Annotated in this window: 18 protein-coding genes; 8 read left to right on the top strand and 10 right to left on the bottom strand. The window is 73.8% G+C overall.

The genetic code is table 11. The annotated features are described in order from the left end of the window. Window positions 1–82 precede the first annotated feature (82 nt). Window positions 83–1,750, bottom strand: a complete 1,668-nt coding sequence (locus OOK41_RS29585) for a phospho-sugar mutase (protein ID WP_266267466.1) — start codon at window positions 1,748–1,750, stop codon at window positions 83–85. A gap of 69 nt (window positions 1,751–1,819) precedes the next feature. Beyond that, window positions 1,820–3,982, bottom strand: a complete 2,163-nt coding sequence (locus tag OOK41_RS29580) for a serine/threonine-protein kinase (RefSeq protein WP_266267465.1) — start codon at window positions 3,980–3,982, stop codon at window positions 1,820–1,822. A gap of 209 nt (window positions 3,983–4,191) precedes the next feature. On the opposite strand from OOK41_RS29580, the gene OOK41_RS29575 reads away from it, so the two are divergent. Together OOK41_RS29575 and OOK41_RS29570 are read left to right on the top strand one after the other, a co-directional pair. Further along, window positions 4,192–5,775 carry a methylmalonyl-CoA mutase gene (locus OOK41_RS29575; protein WP_117671094.1) on the top strand — a complete coding sequence of 528 codons (1,584 nt, stop codon included), beginning with the start codon at window positions 4,192–4,194 and terminating at the stop codon, window positions 5,773–5,775. 593 nt (window positions 5,776–6,368) lie between these two features. Next, window positions 6,369–7,631: an amidohydrolase gene (locus OOK41_RS29570; protein ID WP_117671096.1), complete on the top strand. Its 1,263-nt coding sequence runs from the start codon at window positions 6,369–6,371 to the stop codon at window positions 7,629–7,631. Here the strand turns inward: OOK41_RS29570 and OOK41_RS29565 are convergent. Then, window positions 7,588–8,526 carry a DUF4349 domain-containing protein gene (locus tag OOK41_RS29565; protein WP_266267464.1) on the bottom strand — a complete coding sequence of 313 codons (939 nt, stop codon included), beginning with the start codon at window positions 8,524–8,526 and terminating at the stop codon, window positions 7,588–7,590. The genes OOK41_RS29570 and OOK41_RS29565 overlap by 44 nt on opposite strands. A 113-nt stretch (window positions 8,527–8,639) precedes the next feature. On the opposite strand from OOK41_RS29565, the gene OOK41_RS29560 reads away from it, so the two are divergent. Genes OOK41_RS29560 through OOK41_RS29545 form a run of 4 tightly spaced genes read left to right on the top strand, consistent with a single transcriptional unit; the run spans window position 8,640 to window position 11,998 of the window. Beyond that, window positions 8,640–9,269 (top strand): MBL fold metallo-hydrolase, encoded by a 630-nt coding sequence (locus tag OOK41_RS29560; protein ID WP_266268037.1) that lies wholly within the window; start codon window positions 8,640–8,642, stop codon window positions 9,267–9,269. Between the two features lie 4 nt (window positions 9,270–9,273). Then, window positions 9,274–10,212, top strand: coding sequence for a hypothetical protein (locus tag OOK41_RS29555; protein ID WP_117671100.1), 939 nt, complete (start codon window positions 9,274–9,276; stop codon window positions 10,210–10,212). 5 nt (window positions 10,213–10,217) lie between these two features. Next, a complete protein-coding gene (locus OOK41_RS29550; protein ID WP_266267463.1) occupies window positions 10,218–10,994 on the top strand; it encodes a hypothetical protein in 777 nt (258 codons plus the stop codon). A 41-nt stretch (window positions 10,995–11,035) separates the two neighbouring features. After that, entirely contained in the window at window positions 11,036–11,998 is a 963-nt protein-coding gene (locus OOK41_RS29545) for a GNAT family N-acetyltransferase (protein WP_266267462.1), read from the top strand. 74 nt (window positions 11,999–12,072) lie between these two features. On the opposite strand, the gene OOK41_RS29540 is transcribed toward OOK41_RS29545, so the two are convergent. Then, a complete protein-coding gene (locus OOK41_RS29540) occupies window positions 12,073–12,528 on the bottom strand; it encodes a gamma-glutamylcyclotransferase (protein WP_117671106.1) in 456 nt (151 codons plus the stop codon). 106 nt (window positions 12,529–12,634) lie between these two features. On the opposite strand from OOK41_RS29540, the gene OOK41_RS29535 reads away from it, so the two are divergent. Continuing rightward, window positions 12,635–14,038 carry an NAD(P)H-quinone dehydrogenase gene (locus tag OOK41_RS29535; protein ID WP_117671108.1) on the top strand — a complete coding sequence of 468 codons (1,404 nt, stop codon included), beginning with the start codon at window positions 12,635–12,637 and terminating at the stop codon, window positions 14,036–14,038. Between the two features lie 4 nt (window positions 14,039–14,042). Here OOK41_RS29535 and OOK41_RS29530 read toward each other — a convergent pair whose 3' ends face one another. Continuing rightward, window positions 14,043–14,642, bottom strand: coding sequence for a DedA family protein (locus OOK41_RS29530; protein ID WP_266267461.1), 600 nt, complete (start codon window positions 14,640–14,642; stop codon window positions 14,043–14,045). Between the two features lie 550 nt (window positions 14,643–15,192). Between OOK41_RS29530 and thrS the strand changes: the two genes are divergently transcribed. Continuing rightward, window positions 15,193–16,413, top strand: a complete 1,221-nt coding sequence (thrS, locus tag OOK41_RS29525; RefSeq protein WP_266267460.1) for a threonine--tRNA ligase — start codon at window positions 15,193–15,195, stop codon at window positions 16,411–16,413. A 47-nt stretch (window positions 16,414–16,460) separates the two neighbouring features. On the opposite strand, the gene OOK41_RS29520 is transcribed toward thrS, so the two are convergent. The 5 genes from OOK41_RS29520 to OOK41_RS29500 all read right to left on the bottom strand — a co-directional run bounded on the left by OOK41_RS29520 (window position 16,461) and on the right by OOK41_RS29500 (window position 22,982). Beyond that, a complete protein-coding gene (locus OOK41_RS29520; RefSeq protein WP_117671114.1) occupies window positions 16,461–18,506 on the bottom strand; it encodes an ABC transporter ATP-binding protein in 2,046 nt (681 codons plus the stop codon). Further along, window positions 18,503–20,236 carry an ABC transporter ATP-binding protein gene (locus OOK41_RS29515; protein WP_117671116.1) on the bottom strand — a complete coding sequence of 578 codons (1,734 nt, stop codon included), beginning with the start codon at window positions 20,234–20,236 and terminating at the stop codon, window positions 18,503–18,505. Before OOK41_RS29515 ends, OOK41_RS29520 begins: the two co-directional genes overlap by 4 nt. Beyond that, window positions 20,230–20,712: a MarR family winged helix-turn-helix transcriptional regulator gene (locus OOK41_RS29510; protein WP_117671118.1), complete on the bottom strand. Its 483-nt coding sequence runs from the start codon at window positions 20,710–20,712 to the stop codon at window positions 20,230–20,232. The genes OOK41_RS29515 and OOK41_RS29510 overlap by 7 nt, the downstream gene beginning before the upstream one ends. A 163-nt stretch (window positions 20,713–20,875) precedes the next feature. Beyond that, window positions 20,876–22,315 (bottom strand): GuaB1 family IMP dehydrogenase-related protein, encoded by a 1,440-nt coding sequence (locus OOK41_RS29505; RefSeq protein WP_117671120.1) that lies wholly within the window; start codon window positions 22,313–22,315, stop codon window positions 20,876–20,878. Window positions 22,316–22,382: 67 nt separating this feature from the next. After that, on the bottom strand, window positions 22,383–22,982 hold the full coding sequence (locus tag OOK41_RS29500; protein ID WP_266268036.1) for a LysE/ArgO family amino acid transporter: 600 nt from the start codon (window positions 22,980–22,982) through the stop codon (window positions 22,383–22,385). Window positions 22,983–23,048: the final 66 nt, after the last annotated feature.

The raw sequence follows: 23,048 nt of genomic DNA, 5'->3' as shown, positions 1-23,048 counted from the left end.
TCAAGAAGTTTGCGTCGGCGACGGCAGGTTTCCCGACGCAAACTTCTTGATCAACTCGGCTGGCGGTGGGTGGGGTGGGGGGTTAGAGGTTCAGGGTGGTGGCGATTTCGGTGCGGAGGGCGGCGATGGCCGTGGTCGCGCGGGCGCGGGCCGCCGGCACGTCGCCGTTCGCGACCGGCTCCACCACCTCCAGGTACGCCTTGAGCTTCGGCTCGGTGCCCGACGGGCGGAGCACCACCCGGGCCGCGTCGGTGCGCAGGATGACCACGTCCGCCTCGGGCAGCAGGTCCCGCGCCTCGGTGACCGGGTGGCCGAGCAGCGCGGTCGGGGTGGCCGCCCGGAACCGGGCCATCGCGTCGGCGATCACCCGCAGGTCGTCCACCCGGACGGAAAGCTGGTCGGTGTGGTGCACGCCGAACTCGGCGGCCAGCTCGTCCAGCCGGTCGGTCAGCGTGCGCCCCTCCGCCTTGAGGCCGGCGGCCAACTCGGCGACGGTCAGCGCGGCGGTGATGCCGTCCTTGTCGCGTACGTGCTCCGGGGCGACGCAGTAGCCCAGCGCCTCCTCGTAGCCGAACACCAGCGGCGCGGACCCGCCGCCGCCCCGGACGATCCACTTGAACCCGGTCAGCGTCTCGTCGTACGGCAGGCCACGGGCGGCGCACATGGCCCGCAGCAGGGACGACGACACGATCGTGGTGGCGTACAGGCCCCGTACGCCCCGGCGCATCAGGTGGTCGGCGAGCAGGACGCCCACCTCGTCGCCGCGCAGCATCCGCCAGCCCGTCCTCGCGTCGCGGACGGCCACCGCGCAGCGGTCCGCGTCCGGGTCGTTGGCGATCGCCAGGTCCGCGCCGGTGCGCTCGGCGAGTTCGACGAGGCGATCCACCGCCCCCGGCTCCTCCGGGTTGGGAAAGCTCACGGTCGGGAAGTCCGGGTCGGGCTCCGCCTGGTCGGGCACCACGCCGGGAACGCCGAACCCGGCGCGGGCGAAGGCGGCGGTCAGCACCGCCGCACCCACCCCGTGCAGCGGCGTGTACGCCACCTTCAGGTCCCGCGACCCGGCCGGGTCGACCACGGCGGCGGCCCGCTCCACGTACGAGGCGACCAGGTCGTCGCCGAGCACCTGGCCGGCCGGGCCGAGCGGCACCCGGGCGAGCGGGCCGACCGCCCGGATGGCCGCCTCGATCCCGGCGTCGGCGGGCGGCACGATCTGCGCCCCCGCGCCCAGCTCGCCGCCGAGCCGGGCACCCAGGTACACCTTGTAGCCGTTGTCCTGCGGGGGATTGTGGCTGGCGGTGACCATCACCCCGGCCGCCCCGTCGAGCTGCCGCACCGCGTACGCCAGCACCGGGGTGGGCAGTGGGCGGGGCAGCAGCAGCGCCGGCCGGCCCGCGCCGGTGGCGACCTGGGCGGTGCGCTCGGCGAACTCCCGGGAACCGTGCCGCGCGTCGTACCCGATCACCAGCGGGCCGGTCGCGCCCTGGGCCGCGAGCCAGCCGACCAGCCCGGCGGCGGCCTGGGTGACCACCGCGAGGTTCATCCCGTTCGGGCCGGCCCGCAGCGGTCCCCGCAGCCCGGCGGTGCCGAAGGTCAGCGGCCCGGCGAACCGGTCGGCCAGGTCGGGCGCGCTCGCCGGCAGCCGGTCGAGCACGGCCCGCAGCTCCTCGCGGGTGGCCGGGTCGGGGTCGTCGTCGAGCCACCGCCGGGCCCGGTCGCGAATGTCGTCAAGGTCAATGGGTTCCGCCGCCATGCCTCTTGATAGCAGGCGGCGGATCACCGCGTCCCGTCGGCCTCGCCGGGTCGTCGGCCCCGACGACCCTCAGCCCGTCCCGCCGAGCTTGAACGACTCCACCATCTGGTCGAAGATCGGCTTGCTCTCGGCGAACCGGGCGTCGGTGGAGGAGAGGTAGAACGAGTAGACCTTGCCCTCGTGCACCACCCCGCGCCACACGCCGTGCCGCATGCCGTCGCCCTCGCCGCAGGTGTACTCGAACTCGGCCGCCGCCTGGCCGTCCAGCTTCTGCTCGGTCATCGACACCTGGTGGTACGGCTTCGGGCAGGAGGTGGACCTGTTCCGTAGGCCCTTCTCGGCGACCTCGGCCCAGCGCATCGACGACGTGCCGCCCCAGTCCTCGGAGAGGATGCGCACCTTGCGGCCGCTGTCCTCCGGGTCGACGAAGTCGACCCACACGCCGGAGCTGTTGCGCTCCCAGCCCTTGGGCACCTGCACCGTGACCCCCCGGGCCGACTGCTCCTGCATCTCCACCGGCGCGGCGGCGGGGGCGGTGGGCTGCGCCGAGGGGGTGGTCGGCTGGTCCGGGTCGCCGCCGCCGAACAGGACGATCGCGCCGACCAGCAGCAGCACGACGAGGCCGCCGGCCGCCGCGAGCTGCACCTTGCGGGGCCAGCCCTGGACGGTGGCGACGAGCCGGCCGGCTCCGCCGGTCACACCGCCGCCGGCCGGGGCGGGCGCGGTGGCCGGGGTGGCCCACGGCTGGCCGGTGCCGGGCACCGACCACTGGCCGCCGCCGTACGTCCCGCCCATCCGCTGGGTCGCCTCGGGCGGGGCGCCGAAGCCGGGCACCGCCTGGGTGGCGTCGGGCTGGCCGACCCGCTGGGTGGCGTCCGCCCCGACGCCGAACGGAACCCGCTGGGTGGCGTCCGGCCGGGGCCCGAACGGGACCTGCTGGGTGGCGTCGGGCGACGGGCCGTACGTCACCCGCTGGGTGGCCTCCGGCGCGGCGCCCGCGTCGACCCGCTGGGTAGCCTCCGACGAACCGCCGTACGTCCGGCCGGCCGGGGGCGTCGGCGTCGGCGCGGGCATCGCCCCGGTGGGGGTGTGCAGCGGACCGGCGAGCGCGTCGGCGCTGGTGTCGTCGAGCGCGGCGGCACTCGCGGCGGCGGCGGTCTTGCCCCCCTTCTCGCCCCGGCGCAGCTTGGCCAGCCGGTCGGTGAGCGACTCGCCGGCGGCGAGCATCGCCCGACCGCCGATCTGCCCGCTCGGCTTCGGCTCGGGGGCGGGCGGCGGCGGTACGACGACCGGGCGCTGCTGCACCGGCACCACCGCGTACGGGTCGGTGACCGAGTTGACGGCGGTGGCGTTGCTGGTCAGCGGGCCGGCCAGTAGCTCGCGCAGCATCGCCCGGGAGGTGTGCACGTCGAGCCGGCGGGCCGGGTCCTTCTCCAGCAGGCCCATCAGCACCCGGGTCAGCGGGCCGCTGCGCTGCGGGGCGGCGGGCGGGTCCTCGACCACGGCGTGCATGGTCTCGATCGGGTCGCCCTTGTCGAAGGGGGGCCGCCCCTCGACCGCCGTGTACAGCGTCACGCCGAGGGAGAACAGGTCGCTGGGCGGGCCGAACTCCTGGCCCATCGCCCGTTCGGGGGAGATGAAGTGCGGCGAGCCGAGCACCATCCCGGGGGTGGTGAGCTGCACGTCGGTGGGGAGCTTCGCCACCCCGAAGTCGGTCAGCACGCACCGGCCGTCGGTGCAGATCAGCACGTTGGCCGGCTTCACGTCGCGGTGCAGCACCCCGATCGCGTGCGCCACCTCCAGCGCGCCGAGCAGGGCGATACCGATCTTGGCGACCGCGCGGGGCGCGACCGGCCCGTCCTCGATCACCATATCGGCCAGGCTGCGGGCGTCCAGCAGCTCCATCACGATCCAGGGGCGGCCACCCTCGGTGACCACGTCGTACACCTGGACCACGGCCGGGTGCTGGATGGCCGCGGCGGCGCGGGCCTCGCGCAGCGTCCGCTCGTACATCGCGTCGCGGTCGGTGGGGGCGAGGCCCGGCGGAAGGACGACCTCCTTCACCGCCACGTCGCGCCGCAACAGGGTGTCTGTGGCACGCCAGACCGTGCCCATGCCGCCGTTGCCCACCGCGGACCGGAGCGAGTAGCGACCACCGATGGTGGTGCCGGGCGCCGCGCGTCCGTGGGGTGGACTGACTGGTCCGCCGCTCCACGTCGGGATCTGAGTCACAGAAAAGCCACCGGGGGAAATCGAGGGGGCTGGGACACAACCCCCCTATCTTGCGGGTTCCGACGCCCGATGCGAAACCCGACGCGACGGACGTTTACCGAACTCGACAGTACGTGCCCGGTTGTTCACCCTGCGGTCGCCGGAAGTCGGGGGTCGGCTGTGCGCAATCCCTCACCCGTCGATGCGCCGGCGCGTCCTACCATCCGGGGATGAGCGAACGGCGGTCAAGCGAGTCCGGCTTCCCGATCAAGGACCTCTACGGGGCGGACGACCTGCCCGAGGGCCTGGACGCCCGGCTGGGCGCGCCCGGCGAGTTCCCGTACGCCCGTGGGGTCTACCCCACCATGTACACCTCGCGCCCGTGGACGATGCGCCAGTACGCCGGCTTCGGCACCGCCACGGAGTCGAACGCGCGTTACCACCAGCTCCTGCGGGCCGGCACGATGGGTCTCTCGGTCGCCTTCGACCTGCCCACCCAGATGGGGTACGACTCCGACGACCCGATCGCGCACGGCGAGGTCGGCAAGGTCGGGGTGGCCATCGACTCCATCGAGGACATGCGGCTGCTCTTCGCCGGCATCCCGCTGGACAAGGTCTCCACCTCGATGACGATCAACGCGCCGGGCTCGGTGCTGCTGCTGCTCTACCAGCTCGTCGCCGAGGAGTCCGGGGTCGCCGGGTCGGCGCTCAACGGCACCATCCAGAACGACATCCTCAAGGAGTACATCGCCCGGGGGACGTACATCTTCCCGCCGAAGCCCTCGCTGCGGCTGGTCGCCGACACGTTCGGCTACTGCCGCAAGGAGGTGCCGAAGTGGAACACCATCTCCATCTCCGGCTACCACATGGCCGAGGCCGGCGCGACGCCCGCGCAGGAGATCGCGTTCACCCTGGCCAACGGCGTCGAGTACGTGCGGGCCGCGCTGGCGGCCGGGCTGGCCGTGGACGACTTCGCGCCCCGGCTGTCGTTCTTCTTCGTGGCCCGGACCACCCTGCTGGAGGAGGTCGCGAAGTTCCGTGCCGCCCGGCGCATCTGGGCCCGGCTGATGCGCGACGAGTTCGGGGCGAAGAACCCGAAGTCGATGATGCTGCGCTTCCACACCCAGACGGCGGGCGTGCAGCTCACCGCCCAGCAGCCCGAGGTCAACCTGGTCCGGGTGGCGGTGCAGGGGCTCGCCGCCGTGCTGGGCGGCACCCAGTCGCTGCACACCAACAGCTTCGACGAGGCCATCGCGCTGCCCACCGAGAAGGCCGCCCGGCTGGCCCTGCGCACCCAGCAGGTGCTGGCGTACGAGACGGACCTGACCGCCACCGTCGACCCGTTCGCCGGCTCGTACGTGGTGGAGGCCATGACCGCCGAGATCGAGTCGGCGGTGGTGGAGCTGATGGACCGGGTGGCCGACCACGGCTCGGTGGTGGACGCCATCGAGGCGGGCTTCCAGAAGCGGGAGATCGAGCAGTCCGCGTACCGGATCGCCCAGGAGATCGACTCGGGTGAGCGGGTGGTGGTCGGGCTCAACCGGTTCACGATCGACGCCGACGAGCCGTACGAGCCGCTGCGGGTCGACCCGGAGATCGAGGCGGCCCAGGCCGGGCGGCTGGCCAGGCTGCGCGCGGAGCGCGACGGTGGCGCCGTCGAGCGGGCCCTCGCCGAGCTGCGCGCCGCCGCCGAGGGCACGGAGAACGTGCTCTTCCCGATGAAGGAGGCGCTGCGGGCCCGGGCCACGGTGGGCGAGGTCTGCGGCACCCTGCGCCAGGTCTGGGGGACCTACCGCCCGAGCGACCGGTTCTGACCACCCCTACCGGCTGCCCCGCGAACCCGCTTCCCGCCCGCGGAAGCGGGGTCGCGGGCCGTCGCACCCGGGTCTACTGTCGGTGGGTGGCGCCCCGGGCTGCCCGCCGCGTTCGGCCGGCCCCGGGCGGTCGCGGCGCCGGATCCGGCGCGGCCCGGGACGTGTGTGTGCACCCCGGGGCGTTGGGTAACCCGTCCGGGTGAACGGGACGGACAGCGTGTGCGCGCGCGTCCCGTCCCGTCGTGTCACCGTCTGGAGACGCCCGGCCGCCCGGGTGCGGTCGGCTAATTGTCCGAGCGGCGGTTGACCGAAGCGACCAATGCGACAATTCGGGAAACGACGGCCCCGGATCGAGGGTGATTTCGCGACCGCCGACTCGGTTACGGGTTGTAGGAGGTGTGGGGCAGATGACGGCGTTCAACCGCGATCTACCTGCTGTCCCGCAGATTGTCGAGCCCTTCCACCAGGGCTTTCGTGACGCTGCGCCATCCGACCGCTACGGGAATGAAGTTGCACAGCGTCACCATCGGAGGTCTAGGCTGTCTGCTGTCATCCCCGATGATCCATCCATTTCTAGTGATCGAGATTTCGCCGTGACGAGTGCGTTGACGCTGCCGAACGGCAGCCAGCTGGCGTCGTCGGACTCGCCGGAGGCGCCGTCCGGGTCCCAGCCCCTGCCCTTCGAGCTGGACCGACTGCTGGCCCTGCGGGTGCCCCGGCTCGTCGCCACCCGCCGACACATCCACTCCCATCCAGAGCTCTCCGGCGAGGAGTTCGATACCGCCGCCCTGATCGCCCGCGAGCTGTCCCTGGCCGGGCTGAACCCGCGCCTGCTGCCGAAGGGCAACGGGGTGATCTGCGACATCGACGGCCGCCCCGACGGCCCGGTGGTCGCGCTCCGCGCCGACATCGACGCGCTGCCGCTCACCGACATCAAGGACGTGCCGTACCGGTCCACCAAGGACGGCGTCTGCCACGCCTGCGGCCACGACGTGCACACCACCGTGCTGCTCGGCGTCGGCATGCTGCTGGCCCAGCTCGCCGAACTGGGTGAGCTGGACGGCCGGGTCCGGCTGATCTTCCAGCCGGCCGAGGAGATCCTGCCCTGCGGCTCGCTGGAGGTCATCGAGGCCGGCGGGCTGGACGACGTGGTGCAGATCTTCGCCCTGCACTGCGACCCCAACCAGCCGGTCGGCAAGGTCGGCCTGCGGGTCGGCCCGATCACCGCCGCCGCCGACAACGTCACCGTCAAGCTCAGCGGGCCGGGCGGGCACACCGCCCGCCCGCACCTGACCGTCGACCTGGTCGACGCGCTCGGCCGGCTGGTCACCGAGGTACCCGCCCTGGTCAGCCGCCGGGTGCCGGCCAACAGCGGGTTGCTGCTGGTGTTCGGCCACGCCTCGGCCGGCACCCGGTACAACGTCATCCCCTCCGAGGCGAGTGCCTCCGGCACCCTGCGGGTGATGGACCGCGACACCTGGGGGGAGGCCCCCAAGATCGTCGCTCAGGTGGTCCGGGACGTCATCGCCCCGACCGGCGCCACGGTCGACCTGGAGTACCTGCGCGGCCGGCCGCCGGTCAGCAACGACGCCAAGGCGATCCAGGTGCTCACCGCCGCCACCGTGGCCGCGCTCGGCCCGGAAGGCGTGGCGGAGACCCCGCAGAGCATGGGCGGCGAGGACTTCTCCTGGTACCTGGAGTACGTCCCCGGCGCGCTCGCCCGCCTCGGCGTCGGCCGGTCCGGCCCGAACGTCGACCTGCACCGGGCCTCGTTCGACGTCGACGAGCGGGCCATCCCGTTCGGCGTCCGGCTCATGGTGCAGACCGCGCTACGGGCACTGGCGGCGACTCGCTGAGCACCGGCGCCGGCCTGCGCCGGCGCTGGCGCAGCACCGCCACCAGCAGCGCCACGGGCACGCCCAGCGCCACCGCGAACGGCAGCAGCGCGCCCAGCACGGTGAGCAGCACGCCCAGCGAGGCGACGAACGCGTTCCAGCCGCCACGCAGCCCCACCAGGAAGCCGGTCCCGGCCTCCTCCTTCTCGGAGGAGGTTTCGGCGTCCGCCCCGACCAGGGTGAGGGTGATGGTGGAGAGCGCGGTCAGGTCGGCCAGCCGGCGCTTCTTCGCCTCCAGCGAGGCGAGGTCGGCCTCCCGCCGGGCCACCTCGCTCTCCAGCCTGACCAGGTCGTCGAGCGAGCTGGCCCGGGCCAGCAGCTTTCGGCCGCTCTCCACCCGGGCCCGCTGGGTGGTGATCCGGGCGTCCAGGTCGACGGTCTCCTCGGTCTTGTCCTCGGTACGGATCGACCGGTGCTCCTGCTGCCCCAGTTTCGCCAGCTCCTCCACCACGGGGGTGAACCGCTCCGCCGGGACCCGCAGCTCCAACTCCGCCCGCGCGGTCCGGCCGGTGCTGTTGCGCTCGTCGCCGCCGACGAACCCGCCGGCCGAGGTGGCGGCCGTGACGGCGGACCGGGCGGCGCCGTCCACATCGTCCACCCGGACCCGGATGTCTCCGGTGTAGACGATGGACCGCTGGTCCACCCGCAGGTCCGGCGACCCGCCCCCGGTGCCGGCCTTCGCCCCTGCCGCTCCCGCCTCCGCCAGGGGCACGCCGGCCGGCGCCGCCTTGTCCGGCGCGGAGGCGGCCGAGTCCTCCGAGGCCTGCCCGCCGCGGAGACCGCTGCATCCGCCCACCGCCAGCAAAGCCGCCAGCCCCACCGCGGTCAGCAGTCCACCTCTTGCGCGTCTGTCCATTCCCGCTCCCCTTCTTCTGGCCATCGGGCGATACGTCAGACGTGGCGCGGCGGCGCTCGGGTTCCGGCAGACTGCGCTCAGGGATGTCACGATTCGATAATCAGGGGGTCATGATGCAGCTCACCAAGTACGCCCACTCCTGCGTGCGGGTCGAGCACGACGGCGGGGTGCTGGTCGTCGACCCGGGCGGGTTCAGCGACCCGGCGGCGCTGGACGGGGCGGACGCGGTGCTGATCACCCACGAGCACCCCGACCACCTGGACGTCGCGGCGGTCACCCGGCAGCTCGACCGCCGGCCGTTCCGCCTCCACGGCCCGGCCTCGCTGTCCGGCGTCCTCGGCGACGCGGCCGAGGTGCTGGAGCCGGTCGCCCCCGGGCAGTCGTTCACCGCGGCCGGCGTGCCGGTCCGGGCGTACGGCGGGCGGCACGCCGTCATCCACCCGGACATCCCCGTGGTGGACAATCTGGGGTACCTGCTCAACGATGTGGTCTACCACCCCGGCGACTCGCTGGTGGTGCCGGAGGAGGTCCAGGTGGACACCCTGTTCGCGCCGATCCACGCCCCCTGGTCGAAGTTCTCCGAGGTGGTCGACTTCATCCGCGCGGTCGCCCCGCGCCGCGCCTTCGCCGCGCACGACGGGCTGCTCAACGACAACGGCCTGGCGGTGCTGAACCGCCAGTTCACGGCGCTGTCCAAGACCGACTACCAGCGCCTCGAGCCGGGCAGCCGGCTCGACGTCTGACCCGGTGCCACCCCCTCGGGACCTGGTCCGACGGCTCTACGAGGAGCCGCCGGACCGGTTCGTCGCCACCCGCGACGCGGCCGTCGCCGAGGCCCGGCGGGCCGGCGACCCGGCCACGGCCCGGGAGATCGCCCGGCTGCGCCGCCCGACCGTGGCCGCCTGGCTGGTCAACCTGCTCGCCATCCGGTGCCCCGAACTCGTCGCCGACCTGGGCCAGCTCGCCGAGGCGCTGCGCGTGGCCCAGCGCGACCTGCGCGGCCCCCGGCTGCGGGAACTCTCCGCCCAGCGGCGGGCGGTGGTCGCGGCGTTGGTGGCCGAGGTGCGCCGGCTGGCGGCCGACGCCGAGGGCGGCCCGCCGGGCGGGAAACTGCCCCTGGCCGAGGTGGAGGCGACGCTCAACGCCGCGCTGTCCGACACCGAGGTCGCCGAACAGGTGCGTACCGGCCGGCTGCTGCGCGCCGCCAGCTACGCCGGCTTCGGCGAGGTGCCCCGCCCCCAACTGCGGCTGGTCACCGGTGACGAGGAGCCCGCACCGGCCGCCCCGGACCGGGCCGCCGGCCGGGACCGGACGCGGCGGGAACGTGACGAGCGGGCGGCGGACCGCGCCGCCCGGGCCGAGCGGGTCCGGCAGCGCCGGGCGCTGGAACGGGAACTGGCGAAGGCGCGTACCGACCAGGGCCGGGCCGAGGCGGAACTGGCCGGCGCGGCGGACGCCGAGCACGGCGGTGCCGAGGAACTGGCCGACATCGAGCGGTCGCTGGCCGAGCTGGAACGGCGGCGGGCCGAGGCCGAGCAGGAGCTGAGCCGGCGGAGGCTGGCCCGGCGGGCGGCGGAACGGGCCGCCACCGCCGCCCGCCGGCGCACCGGCGAGGTCGAGGGGGCGATCGAGGCGATCGACGCCGAAGAGGGGACTGCCGCCGGAAGCGACGGCGGGGGAGACTGATTCCGATGACGCCGGAGCAGGTCGCCGCCGCGAGCAAGCCATTCGTGCTGGAGCTCGGCGAAGCGTTCACCCGCTGCCCCGGCACCCTGCGCCGGGCCCGCCTGCTGGGCATCTCCGGCTGGGCGTTCTACATCACCGGCCGGGCCGGGGCGCTGGGCGACGTCCGGGCCCCGACGGTGGCCGCCGCCCTCGGCTTCATCGCCCCGGACGCCGTCGCCGACGGCTGGGACGGCGCCGCCCGGGTGATCCGCCCGCTGGAGGTGGCCGCCGCGAACCTCGCCGAGTGCTGCCGCTGGGGCGACGAGCACCTCGCCGCCCTGCCCGGGGTGCACCGGCTGGGCGGGTTGCTGCGCCGGGTGGTCGACGCGGCGGACGCCAGCGGCATGCCGCTGTTCGCCGCCTGGCGGGCCATGCCGCCACCGGAGGACTCCCCGGCCGCCCGGGCCGCCGTCGGGCTGCTACTGCTGCGCGAGCACTTCGCCGGGGCGTACCTGATGGCGGTGCGGGCCGGCGGGATGACCCCGCTGGAGGCGGTGCTGGCCGGGCCGGAGGGCGAGGCCGGCGCGCTGGCCTGCGGCTGGCCGCCGCCGTACCCCCGGGTCGGTCCCCTGGTGCGGCGGCGGTTGTGGGCGGAGGCGATGACCGACCGGCTGGTCGCGGCGGGCTTCCGCGGCCTCGCCGCCGGCGAGGGCGCCGAACTGCTGGACCTGCTGGCCACCGCCCGCGCGCAGGTGCAGGGACGGCCCACCCAGCGAGATCCCGACCGGCCGGGGCGGGGATAAATGGGCGGCGGTGGGCGGTGGGCTGCTGCCAGGATCGCCGGATGACCCTTCCCGTTGGCTGGAGCGCCCGCCGCCCCACCCTCGACGACGTGCCGGCGATCCTTGCGGTGGTGCACGCCGCCGACACCTTCGCGATCGGCCACCCCGACTTCGACGCCGAGGACGTCGAGGCCGCGCTGACCGCCCCCTTCGTCGACCCGGCGCTCGACTCCTGGCTGGTCGGTGACCACGACGGGAGGATCGTCGGGTGGACCGTGGTGGACAACCCGAGCGGGGTGGGCCGGGAGTTCGTCGACGTCTACGTCGACCCGGTGCGCGCCGAGGCCGCGCGCGTCCCACTGCTCACCCGGATGCTGGGCCGGGTCGCCGAGCGGGCCGCCGAGCGGGGCCTGTCCGCGCTGACCGTCCGCACCGCCGCCTTCGCGCCGGAGACCCGGTGGGTGGCGGAGCTGGCCGAGGCCGGCTTCACCCGGGCGAAACGGTACGTGCGGATGAGCCGGACACTGACGGGCCTGCCCGCCGAGCCGCCGTGCCCGCCCGGGGTGACGATCCGCCCGCTGCACGTCGGGGACGAGGCCGACCTGCGCCTGTTCCACCGGATCTTCGACACGGCGTTCCGGGACACCTCGGACTACGAGCCGGTCGGGTACGAGCAGTGGCGGGAGCACCTGCCCCCGTACGTCAGGACCTGGGACGAGTGGTTCGTCGCCGAGGTCGACGGGGTGCCGGCCGGCGCGTTGCAGTCGTCCGACCAGGCGTTGGAGCAGGACCAGGGGTGGGTCCGCACCCTGTCGGTGCTGCCGGCGTACCGGCGACACGGGGTGGGCGCCGCGCTGCTGCGGCGGGCCTTCACGGTCTACGCCGCCAAGGGCAGGCGGTCCGCCGGCCTGGGCGTCGACCTGGCCAACCCGACCTCTCCGGCGACGCTCTACCGCTCCGTGGGGCTGGACGAGGTGCGGTGGACCGACATGTACGAGCGGGTGGTTCCGGCGGTCGGTGTGTGACCGGAGCCGCCCGCCGGGGGGCGGCTCCGCGCGCCGCCACCCACCCGGAGCAGACTGGGGGCGTGGTAGACGCGCTACGCCGACGCGGTGCCGGTGGGGCGGGACCGCAGCTCGCTGACGTAGTCGTCGGGCGCGCCCGCCTTCTCGGCGGCGTTGGCGATCTCCGACAGGTACCACGCCGTCGGCAGGCCGCCCTCGTACCCGTCGAAGACGTAGACCCAGGCGGTCACGTCCCCGTCGAGGGTCGAGACCCGGACGTGCAGCTTGCGGTACGTCCCGGAGGTCACCCCCTCGATCTCGTCGAGCTGGGCGGCGTCGTAGGGGTTGATGTCGTAGAGCGCCACGAACACCCGGTCGCCGGGGGACTCGACGACGGTGCTGACCGCGCCCTCCCAGCCGATGACGCCCTCGCCCGCGAAGGTGAGCCGCCAGCCTTCCAGCCAGCCGATGCCCACCATCGGCGAGTGCGGACAGTAGGCACGCATCCGGGCGGGGTCCAGGTTTGAGCCGTAGGCGGCGTAATGACGCACGGCGATGACGATAGCCCGACGGACGGGTGGGGGAGAATACGACGGTGCGTGTCGGACGCGTCGGGGAGAAGAAAGTCACTGTGAGCATGGACGAGGGGCGATAGCTGTGAGCCAGATCGTGATCATCGGCGGGGGGCCGGCCGGGTACGAGGCGGCCCTGGTCGCCGCCCAGCTGGACGCTGATGTCACCGTGGTGGAGGCCGACGGGGCCGGCGGCGCCTGCGTGCTGTCCGACTGCGTCCCGTCCAAGACCTTCATCGCCAGCTCGGAGGTGGTCACCGGGTACCGGGACACCGAGGAGTTCGGGGTGCACTCCGACGGGCTGGAGGCGGTCACCGTCGACGCCCAGACGGTGCACGAGCGGGTCAAGCGGCTCGCCCTTCACCAGTCCGCCGACATCCACGCCAAGCTGTTGAAGGCCGGCGTCACCTTCGTGGCCGGCACCGCCCGGCTCGGCGAGGACACGCTCGGTCACACCCACCGGGTCGTCGTCACCCCGGCCGACGGGGCCGAGGAGTACTCGATCGCCGCGTCGACCGTGCTGGTCGCCACGGGCGCCACCCCGCGCCAGCTCCCCACCGCCGTGCCCGACGGCGAGCGGATCCTCACCTGGCGGCAGGTGTACGACCTGCCCGAGCTGCCCGAGCACCTGATCGTGGTCGGCTCGGGCGTCACCGGCGCCGAGTTCGCCAGCGCGTACCTGGCCATGGGGGTGGAGGTCACCCTGGTCTCCAGCCGGGACCGGGTGATGCCGCACGAGGACGCCGACGCCGCGATGGCGATCGAGCGGGTCTTCCGCTCCCGGGGGATGACCATCCTCAACAACTCCCGCGCCGAGGGCGTCCGGCGGACCGCCGACGGGGTGGAGGTGGAGCTGGCCGACGGCCGGCTGGTGCAGGGCTCGCACGCGCTGATCGCCGTCGGGTCGATCCCCAACACGGCCGGCCTGGGCCTCGGCGAGTACGGCGTCGAGCTGGCCCGGGGCGGCTACGTCACCGTCGACCGGGTGTCCCGGACCAACGTCCCCGGCATCTACGCCGCCGGCGACTGCACCGGGGTGCTGCCGCTGGCCAGCGTGGCCGCCATGCAGGGCCGGATCGCGATGTGGCACACGCTCGGCGAGGCGGTCCGGCCGCTGCGGCTGCGTACGGTCGCGGCGAACGTCTTCACCGACCCGGAGCTGGCCACCGTCGGCGTCTCCCAGGACGAGGTGGACGCCGGCAAGACGCCCGCCCGGCAGGTGATGCTCCCGCTGTCGGGCAACGCCCGGGCGAAGATGGACGACCTGGCCGACGGCTTCGTCAAGCTGTTCTGCCGCCCGGCCAGCGGCCAGGTGATCGGCGGCGTGGTGGTCGCCCCCAAGGCCAGCGAGCTGATCCTGCCGATCACCCTGGCGGTGGAGAACAACCTCACGGTCAACGAGCTGGCCCAGACCATCACGATCTACCCGAGCCTGTCGGGCTCCATCACGGAGGCGGCCCGCCAGCTCATGCTGCACGAGCTGGAGTAGAGGGTCAGTCCGTCGGTGTCTCGTGGCGGGCGGTGAGGGCCGTCATCGCCCAGCCGGCGGCGGCGAAGCCGGCCGCCGCCGCGCCGGCGATCACCAACAGTTGCCACGCCGACTCGGTCAGCGCCGTGCCGCCCAGGTGCCCGACCAGCGCACCGTACGTGGCCCAGCCGGCCGCCGCCACCGCCTCGTAGGCCAGGAAGAGCCGGTACGGGTACCGGCTGCGGCCGGCGGCGAAGCAGGCGGCCATCCGGCCGCCCGGCACGAACCGGCAGAGCAGGATCACCAGCGGGCCGGGCCGGCGCAGTCCCCGGGTCATCCGGCCGGCCATCCGGCGGGCCCGGCCCGGCTCGGCGTTCCGGGCCGGCCGGCGGTTCGGTGCTCCCCGGCCGAGCAGGTAGCAGGCCAGATCGCCGGCGAAGACGCCGAGCGTGCCGACCCCGATGGTCAGCGGGAGGCTCAGCCCGCCGTACACGGTGAGCGCCCCACCGGTGATCATCACAGCCTGGGTGGGGATGACCGGCACGAACGCGTCGACCGCCAGCAGCCCGAGCAGCGCCAGGTACGCCCACAGCGGTGATGTCACGTGGGCGGGTAGCTCAAGCACGACTGCCACCTCGCCGGGCCCGGCCGATCGGGTGCCCCGAGCCTGCCGGTGTGGCGGGCGTCACCGGCACCCACCCCGGCCGGTGGTGACCACCGACCCGGCGGTGCCGCCGGCCCGGCGCGGCCTCGGCGTGCGGGCCGAGCCGGGCGGCGGATCGGCGGCGGGCGGCGTACCGTTGTCGGCGCGCGGCCCCGGGCGCGTCGGGCCCCCCGTTTCCGACGACCGGGCCGCCGCGGGCCGCCGGCAGGTCCCGTGCCGGCGGCCCGCTCCTGCGCCGCGCGCCCGCCGGCCCGCCCGGAGTGCGGGTGTTGACCCGGCTGGGCACCACGTCATGCGGCCCGCGCAGCCGGCGGGGCCCGAAATCGGATGCGTGCCAGCCCGCCGCCGGTCTACCGTCTGCGCATGCGCAGCGCGGTACGGACCACGACGCCGGGGAACCCCGGCGCGCCGCACTGACGTCACCGTCATCGAGGCCCCGGGGCGAACCGCCCCGGGGCCTCGCGGCGTTCCGGGCCAGGTCGCCTCCGGGTCGTACCCGAGGGAGAGCGACATGACCGATCACCGCAGGCTCGGCCGGGAGCTGGAGCTGTTCGTCTCCGACCCGCTGGCCGGCGCCGGCCTGCCCATCTGGCTGCCGGCGGGCGCTGCCGCCCGGTACGCCGTCGAGGCGTACGTCCACGAGCTGGAGCGACGGGCCGGCTACCAGCACGTCTACTCGCCGCCGCTGGGCAAGCGGGAACTGTTCGAGCTCTCCGGCCACCTCGGCTACTTCGCCGACGACATGTTCCCGCCGATGCGGCTGAGCCCGGACGACGAGTTCGTGCTCCGCCCGGCGCTCTGCCCGCACCACGCCCTGGTCTTCCGGGCCCGGGGCCGGTCCTACCGGGAGCTGCCGCTGCGGGTCGGCGAGCTGGGCGGGATGTACCGGGCGGAGCGCTCGGGGGTGCTCGGCGGGCTGTCCCGGGTGCGCGCCATCTCGCTCAACGACGCGCACAACTTCTGCGCCCTGGACCAGGTGGGTGAGGAGGTCGCGGCGATCCTGGCGCTGATCCGCGAGGCGCACGCCGCGCTCGGCGTCCGCCCGGCGGGGTTCCGGCTGTCGCTGCGCGGTCCGGGCCAGCGGTACGTCGGCACCGACGAGCAGTGGCACCGGGCCGAGGACCTGCTCCGGGAGGCATTGAACGGGGTGGACGTCGTCGAGGCCCCCGGCGACGCCGCGTTCTACGGCCCGAAGATCGACATCCAGGTCGCCGACCCGACCGGCCGGGAGTCCACCCTCGCCACCGTCCAGCTCGACTTCGACAAGCCCGAGAAGTTCGACCTGTCGTACACCGGCTCCGACGGCGTCCGGCGGCGTCCGGTGATGGTGCACCGCAGCCTGGTCGGCAGCATGGAGCGGCTGTTCGCCCACCTGATCGAGGCGCACGACGGCGCCTTCCCACCCTGGTACGCCCCTGTGCAGGTGACCGTGCTCCCGGTCGACCCCGACGATCCGGGCCAGGCCGCGGCGGCCGACCGGCTCGCCCGGGACGCCATCGCGCTCGGCCTGCGGGCCGAGGTCGACGGGGGCGGGTCGCTGGGCTCCCGGATCCGCGACACCGCCCGCCGCCGGGTGCCGTACGTCGCGGTGCTCGGCGCCCGGGAGGCGGCCGATGGCGCGGTCGCCCTGCGCCTGCGCGACGGTCGTCGCCTGGACCCGCGGCCCGCCGCCGACGCCCTGGCCCTGGTCGCGTCGGTGGTCGCCACCCGGTCGGCGGCGTTGCTGCCCTGACCCCGGCCCGGGGTCGGTCGCTGTCGCTGGATCTCCGGCCACGACGATCAGCCCTGGACCGACGCGGCGGTTCGCGTCACGGGCTCGGGAAGGACGACCGGGTCGGGCTGGGTGAACTGGGACTGGTAGAGCCGGTGGTACGCGCCCCGGGCGGCCAGCAGCCGCTCGTGGGTGCCCTGCTCGACGATGCTGCCGTTCTCCATCATCAGGATCAGGTCGGCGTCCCGGATGGTGGAGAGGCGGTGGGCGATGACGAAGCTGGTCCGGTCCGAGCGCAGCGCCGCCATCGCCCGCTGGAGCAGCACCTCGGTGCGGGTGTCCACCGAGCTGGTCGCCTCGTCGAGGATCAGCAGCGACGGCTCGGCCAGGAACGCCCGGGCGATGGTGATGAGCTGCTTCTCGCCGGCGCTGACGTTGCTGCCCTCCTCGTCGATGACGGTGTCGTAGCCGTCGGGGAGGCTGCGGACGAACCGGTCCACGAAGGTGGCCCGGGCGGCGGCGACGATCTCCTCCTCGCTGGCGGTCGGCCGGCCGTAGGCGATGTTGTCCCGGATGGTGCCGCCGAACAGCCAGGTGTCCTGGAGCACCATGCCGATCCGGCCGCGCAGGTAGTCCCGGCGCAGGGTGCTGACGTCCACCCCGTCCAGGGTGATCCGGCCGGCGTCCAGCTCGTAGAACCGCATGATCAGGTTGACCAGGGTGGTCTTTCCCGCCCCGGTCGGCCCGACGATCGCCACCGTGTGCCCCGGCTCGGCGACCAGCGACAGGTCCTCGATCAGCGGCTTGTCCGGCTCGTACCGGAAGGAGACGTGCTCGAACTCGACCCGGCCGTGCGGATCGGTCACCCGGGCCGGCGCGGCCGGGTCGGGGCTCTGCTCGTCGGCGTCGAGGACGGCGAACACCCGCTCGGCGGAGGCCACCCCGGACTGGAGCAGGTTCGCCATCGAGGCGACCTGGGTGAGCGGCTGGGTGAACTGGCGGGAGTACTGGATGAACGCCTGCACGTCACCGAGGCTCATCGAGCCCGAGGCCACCCGCAGGCCGCCGACCACGGCGATCGCCACGTAGCTGAGGTTCCCGACGAACATCATCGCCGGCATGATGATCCCGGAGATGAACTGGGCGCCGAAGCTGGCCCGGAACAGCTCCTCGTTCTTGGCGGTGAAGGCCGCCTCCACCTCGCGCTGCCGGCCGAAGACCTTGACCAGCTCGTGGCCGGTGAACGCCTCCTCGATCTGGCCGTTCAGCTCGCCGGTGTGCTTCCACTGGGCGATGAACTTCGGCTGCGAGCGCTTGGCGATCTGGCCGGTCACCACCACCGACAGCGGCACCGCGACCAGGGCGACCAGCGCCAGCAGCGGCGAGATCCAGAACATCATGGCCAGCACGCCGACCAGGGTGAGCAGCGAGGTGAGTAGCTGGCTCAGGGTCTGCTGGAGGGTCTGCGAGATGTTGTCGATGTCGTTGGTGACCCGGCTGAGCAGCTCGCCGCGCGGCTGCCGGTCGAAGTAGGGCAGCGGCAGCCGGTTCAGCTTCTCCTCCACCTCGGCGCGCAGCCGCAGCACGGTGCGCTGCACCACGCCGTTGAGCAGCCAGCCCTGCCACCACATCAGCAGGCTGGCCGCCAGGTAGAGGCCGAGCGCCAGCAGCAGCACCCGGCCCAGCGCGGTGAAGTCGATGCCCACCCCGGGCACCAGGTCCATCCGGGCGAGCATGTCGGCGAAGTTGTCGTTGCCGGCCGCCCGGGCCGCCGCCACGGCCTGCTCGGCGGTGGTCCCGGCCGGGAGCTGCCGGGCGATCACCCCGCTGAAGATCAGGTCGGTGGCGTGACCGAGGACCTTCGGTCCGTACACGCTGAACCCGACGCTGATCAGGGCGAGCCCGACGATGACGACGAGTGGGAGCCGGTGTGGCCGCAGCCGCCCCAGCAGCCGGCGGGCGGACGGCCCGAAGTTCATCGACTTCTCGGCCGGCATGCCGGCGCCCGGCATCGGGCCGCCGCGGTGGCCGCCCGGGGGCAGCCGCGGCGGCGTCCGCGCCTCCGCGCCGGGCCGTCCCTGCGGCGGGGGCTTCTGACCCGGTACGGCGGTCATGCCGGCACCCCCGCGGTCTGCTGGGAGGCGACGATCTCCGCGTAGGTAGGGCAGTTCTCCAGTAGCTCGGCGTGTCGGCCCATCCCGACGATGCCCCCGTCCTCAAGCACGATGATCTGGTCGGCGTCGACGATCGTGGAGACCCGCTGGGCCACGATCACCACCGCCGCGTCCGCGGTGACCGGCCGCAGCGCCGCCCGGAGCCGGGCGTCGGTGCCGAGGTCGAGTGCCGAGAACGAGTCGTCGAACAGGTAGATCTCCGGCCGCCGGACCAGGGCCCGGGCGATGGCCAGGCGCTGCCGCTGCCCGCCGGAGACGTTGGTGCCGCCCTGCGCGATCGGGGCGTCCAGCCCCTCGGGCAGCTCGGCGACGAAGTCGCGCGCCTGGGCGATCTCCAGGGCCGCCCACAGCTCCGCGTCGGTGGCGTCCGGGTTGCCGTACCGCAGGTTGCTGGCGATCGTCCCGCTGAACAGGTACGGCCGCTGCGGCACCAGCCCGATCCGCCGCCACAGCTCGTCGGGCGCCAGGTCGCGGACGTCCACCCCGTCGACCAGCACCGTCCCCGCAGTGGTGTCGACCAGCCGGGGGATCAGCGAGAGCAGGGTGCTCTTGCCGGATCCGGTGCTGCCGATGATCGCCGTGGTTCCGCCGGCCGCGACCCGGAAGGAGATGCCGTGCAGCACCGGCTCGCTGGCCCCCGGGTACTGGAACCGCACGTCGCGCAGCTCCAGCTCGCCCCGGCGGGTCACCTCGGTGACCGGCGCGGCCGGCGGCACCACCGAGGAGTCGGTGTCCAGCACCTCCACGATCCGCTCGGCACAGACCGCGGCGCGCGGCACCATCATCAGCATGAAGGTGGCCATCATGACGGCCATCAGGATCTGCATCAGGTACGCCAGGAAGGCGGTGAGCGCGCCGACCTGGATCTGGCCGGCGTCCACCCGTTGCGCGCCGAACCACAGCACCGCGACGCTGGAGACGTTGAGCACCAGCATCACGACCGGGAAGATGAGGGCCATCAGCCGGCCGGTGCGCAGGGCGGTCGCGGTCAGGCGGACGTTCGCGCGGCCGAAACGTTCCGTCTCGTACGGCTCGCGGACGAACGCCCGGACCACCCGGATGCCCGTGATCTGCTCGCGCAGCACCCGGTTGACCGTGTCGATCCGGACCTGCATGAGCCGGAACCCGGGCACCATCCGCCAGATGATCAGCCCGAGCGCGAGCGCCAGCACCGGGACGCAGACCAGCATCAGCCAGGACAGCCCGACGTCCTCGCGCAGCGCCATCACCACCCCGCCCACGCTCATGATCGGCGCAGCGACGAGCATGGTGCAGCTCATCAGCACGAGCATCTGCACCTGTTGCACGTCGTTGGTGCTGCGGGTGATCAGCGAGGGCGCGCCGAACCGGGCGACCTCGCGGGCGGAGAAGCGGTTGACGTGGCCGAAGACCTTCGCCCGGACATCCCGGCCGAAGCCCATCGCCGTGCGCGCGCCGAGGTAGACCGCGGCGGTCGAGCAGGCGATCTGGACCAGGCTGACCAGCAGCATCCAGCCGCCGGTGCGCATGATGTAGCCGGTGTCGCCGAGGGCCACGCCCTGGTCGATGATGTCGGCGTTGAGGCTCGGCAGGTAGAGCGAGGCCATCGTGCCGACGAACTGGAACGCCACCACCGCCGCCAGCGGTCGGTGGTAGGGCCGCAGGTGGGTGCGGAGTAGCCGGATCAGCACGGCCGGTCCTCGGGTCTCGCATCGGGGCTCGTCATCTGTGGCTCCTCTCCACTGCCGATGACCTCGTACAGGAACTGCCGGATCACGGCTGCCTTCGCCGGGTCGGCGTCGACGGAGGTCAGCGGTCCTCTGTTCTGCATGAGGGTGGTGAGCTTGGCGACCCGCTCCCGGCCGGCGGGGGTGAGGGCAAGCCGTACGCTGCGCCGGTCGGCGTCGTCGCGGTGCCGCTCGACCAGGCCGTCGCGTTCCAGGGTGTCGACGATGCCGGTGAGGGTGGCAGGGCGGACGAAACAGCGCTCGGCGACCACCCGGTGCGGCAGTTCGCCGTGTCGGGCGAGGGTGATCAGGGTGCCCATGCCGGCCTGGGTGAGGCCGTGCTCCTCGGCCAGGTAGCGGTTCCACCGCTGGCCGACGATGTGGCCGGCGGTGACCAACAGACGGCCCAGCGGCACGTCCCCCAACCCGGTCAGGTCCATGCCCCTCAGATTAGCTCCCTGATAGTCAGGCCCCAAACGAGATTGCGGCGGCGGTGACGAGGAACACCGCTTGGAGCAACGCACGTGGGGCGAGCCGGGTTACCGCTCACCCACCCACCCCTCACCAACCGTGATTCGGTCGGGGGAGAGGGGGAGAGGGGGGTCACCAGCTCGTCGGCAGGGGCATGCCCTCGGTGTAGCCGGCCGTGCTCTGCACCCCGACCAGCGCCCGCTCGTGGAACTCGGCCAGGTTCCGCGCGCCCGCGTACGTGAACGCGCTGCGCACCCCGGCGATGATCTCGTCGATCAGGTCCTCCACGCCCGGCCGGGTCGGATCCAGGTACATCCGGGCCGAGGAGATGCCCTCCTCGAAGACCGCCTTGCGGGCCCGGTCGAACGGGCTGTCGTCGGCGGTCCGGGCGCTGACCGCCCGGGACGAGGCCATCCCGAAGCTCTCCTTGTACCGCCGGCCGTCCGCGTCGGTGTATAGGTCGCCCGGTGACTCGTACGTGCCGGCGAACCAGGACCCGATCATCACGTTCGACGCGCCGGCCGCCAGCGCGAGCGCCACGTCCCGGGGGTGCCGCACCCCGCCGTCGGCCCAGACGTGCCGGCCCAGGTCCCGGGCCGCCGCCGCGCAGTCGAGCACGGCGGAGAACTGCGGCCGACCCACCCCGGTCATCATCCGGGTGGTGCACATCGCGCCCGGTCCGACGCCCACCTTCACGATGTCCGCGCCGGCCTCGACCAGGTCGCGTACCCCATCGGCGGTGACCACGTTGCCGGCCGCGACCGGGACGCCCGGGTCCAACTTGCGCACCGCCCGCAGCGCGGAGATCATCCGTTCCTGGTGGCCGTGCGCGGTGTCCACCACCAGGGTGTCCACCCCCGCCTCCAGCAGCGCGGCGGCCTTGCCGGTGACGTCGCCGTTGATCCCGACCGCCGCCGCGACCCGCAGCCGGCCCCGGTCGTCCGTCGCGGGCCGGTAGAGGGTGGCGCGCAACGCGCCCTTGCGGGTCAGCACCCCGACCAGCCGGCCCTCGCCGTCCACCACCGGCGCGAGCCGCCGCCGGCCCGCCGAGAGCCGGTCGAATCCGGTCCGCGGGTCCGCGTCCGCCGGCACCGTGTGCAGCTCGGTCGACATCACGTGCCGGAGCTGGGCGAACCGGTCCACCCCCACGGTGTCCGCCTCGGTCACCACCCCCAGCGGGCGACCGGCCTCGTCGACCACGACCACCGCGCCGTGCGAGCGCTTGGGCAGCAGGTGGATGGCGTCGCCGACGGTGTCGGTCGGGCCGAGCGTGATCGCGGTGTCGTGCACCAGGTGCCGCCGCTTGACCCAGGCGACGACGGTGGCGACGACCTCGATGGGGATGTCCTGCGGGATCACAGCGACCGCGCCGCGTCGGGCGACGGTCTCGGCCATCCGCCGGCCGGCCACTGCCGTCATGTTCGCCACCACCAGCGGGATCGTGCTGCCCGTGCCGTCCGCGGTGGCCAGGTCGACATCCAGCCGGGAGCCGACCTCGGAGCGGGCCGGCGCCATGAAGACGTCGTTGTAGGTCAGGTCGTGCGCGGGAACCGCGCCATGAAGGAAGCGCACCCGGCCATCATTCCCGCCCCCGGGCGTCGCCGCCGCCGGTGGTCGCGGAAAACACCCTCCGCCGCGCTCAGGATCCGGCCAGCAACGCCACCGCCACCCCGGCCATCACGGCCGCGATCGCGCCGTCGAGGATCCGCCAGGCCGCGGTACGCGCGAGCAGCGGCGCCAGCCGGTGCGCCCCGGCCCCCAGCGCGGTGAACCAGGCGACGCTGGCGGCGACCGCGCCCGCCGCGAAGACCCACCGGTGCTCGTGCTGCTGCGCCACCCCGCCGAGCAGCAGCACGGTGTCCAGGTACACGTGCGGGTTGAGGTAGGTGAAGGCGAGGCAGGCCAGCAGGGTGGCCCGCAGCGTGGCCGGCGGCCGGTCGGTCGGCACGAGCACGTCGGGGCGTAGCGCGCGGCGGGCCGCCAGCACCGCGTAGCAGAGCAGGAACGCGGCACCGCCCCAGCGGATCGCGGTCAGCAGCATCGGCCGGCCGGTGACCAGCGAACCGACGCCGGCCACGCCGGCCGTGATCAGCAGCGCGTCCGAGGCGGCGCAGGCCGCGACGACCGGGACCACGTGTTCCCGGCGCAGGCCCTGGCGGAGCACGAAAGCGTTCTGCGCCCCGATGGCGACGATGAGGGCGACGGAGACGGCGAACCCGGCGATCGCCGAGGTGATCATGTCTGGCACGCGACGACGCTACGATCCCGCGCCACAGCCGGTCCAACTAAACTTTCTGACAGTCGA

The organism is Micromonospora sp. NBC_01655 (genome assembly GCF_026339755.1).
Classification (GTDB): domain Bacteria; phylum Actinomycetota; class Actinomycetes; order Mycobacteriales; family Micromonosporaceae; genus Micromonospora.
This window is presented reverse-complemented; position numbering and strand designations above follow the sequence as displayed.

Bases quoted from the DNA above. Each gene is read 5' to 3' on its own strand.
- OOK41_RS29585 (WP_266267466.1), bottom strand. From the start codon at position 1,750: ATGGCGGCGGAACCCATTGACCTTGACGACATTCGCGACCGGGCCCGG.
- OOK41_RS29575 (WP_117671094.1), top strand. From the start codon at position 4,192: ATGAGCGAACGGCGGTCAAGCGAGTCCGGCTTCCCGATCAAGGACCTC.
- OOK41_RS29520 (WP_117671114.1), bottom strand. From the start codon at position 18,506: ATGACCGCCGTACCGGGTCAGAAGCCCCCGCCGCAGGGACGGCCCGGC.
- OOK41_RS29565 (WP_266267464.1), bottom strand. From the start codon at position 8,526: ATGGACAGACGCGCAAGAGGTGGACTGCTGACCGCGGTGGGGCTGGCG.
- OOK41_RS29545 (WP_266267462.1), top strand. From the start codon at position 11,036: ATGACCCTTCCCGTTGGCTGGAGCGCCCGCCGCCCCACCCTCGACGAC.
- OOK41_RS29560 (WP_266268037.1), top strand. From the start codon at position 8,640: ATGCAGCTCACCAAGTACGCCCACTCCTGCGTGCGGGTCGAGCACGAC.
- OOK41_RS29500 (WP_266268036.1), bottom strand. From the start codon at position 22,982: ATGATCACCTCGGCGATCGCCGGGTTCGCCGTCTCCGTCGCCCTCATC.
- OOK41_RS29510 (WP_117671118.1), bottom strand. From the start codon at position 20,712: ATGGACCTGACCGGGTTGGGGGACGTGCCGCTGGGCCGTCTGTTGGTC.
- thrS (WP_266267460.1), top strand. From the start codon at position 15,193: ATGACCGATCACCGCAGGCTCGGCCGGGAGCTGGAGCTGTTCGTCTCC.
- OOK41_RS29550 (WP_266267463.1), top strand. From the start codon at position 10,218: ATGACGCCGGAGCAGGTCGCCGCCGCGAGCAAGCCATTCGTGCTGGAG.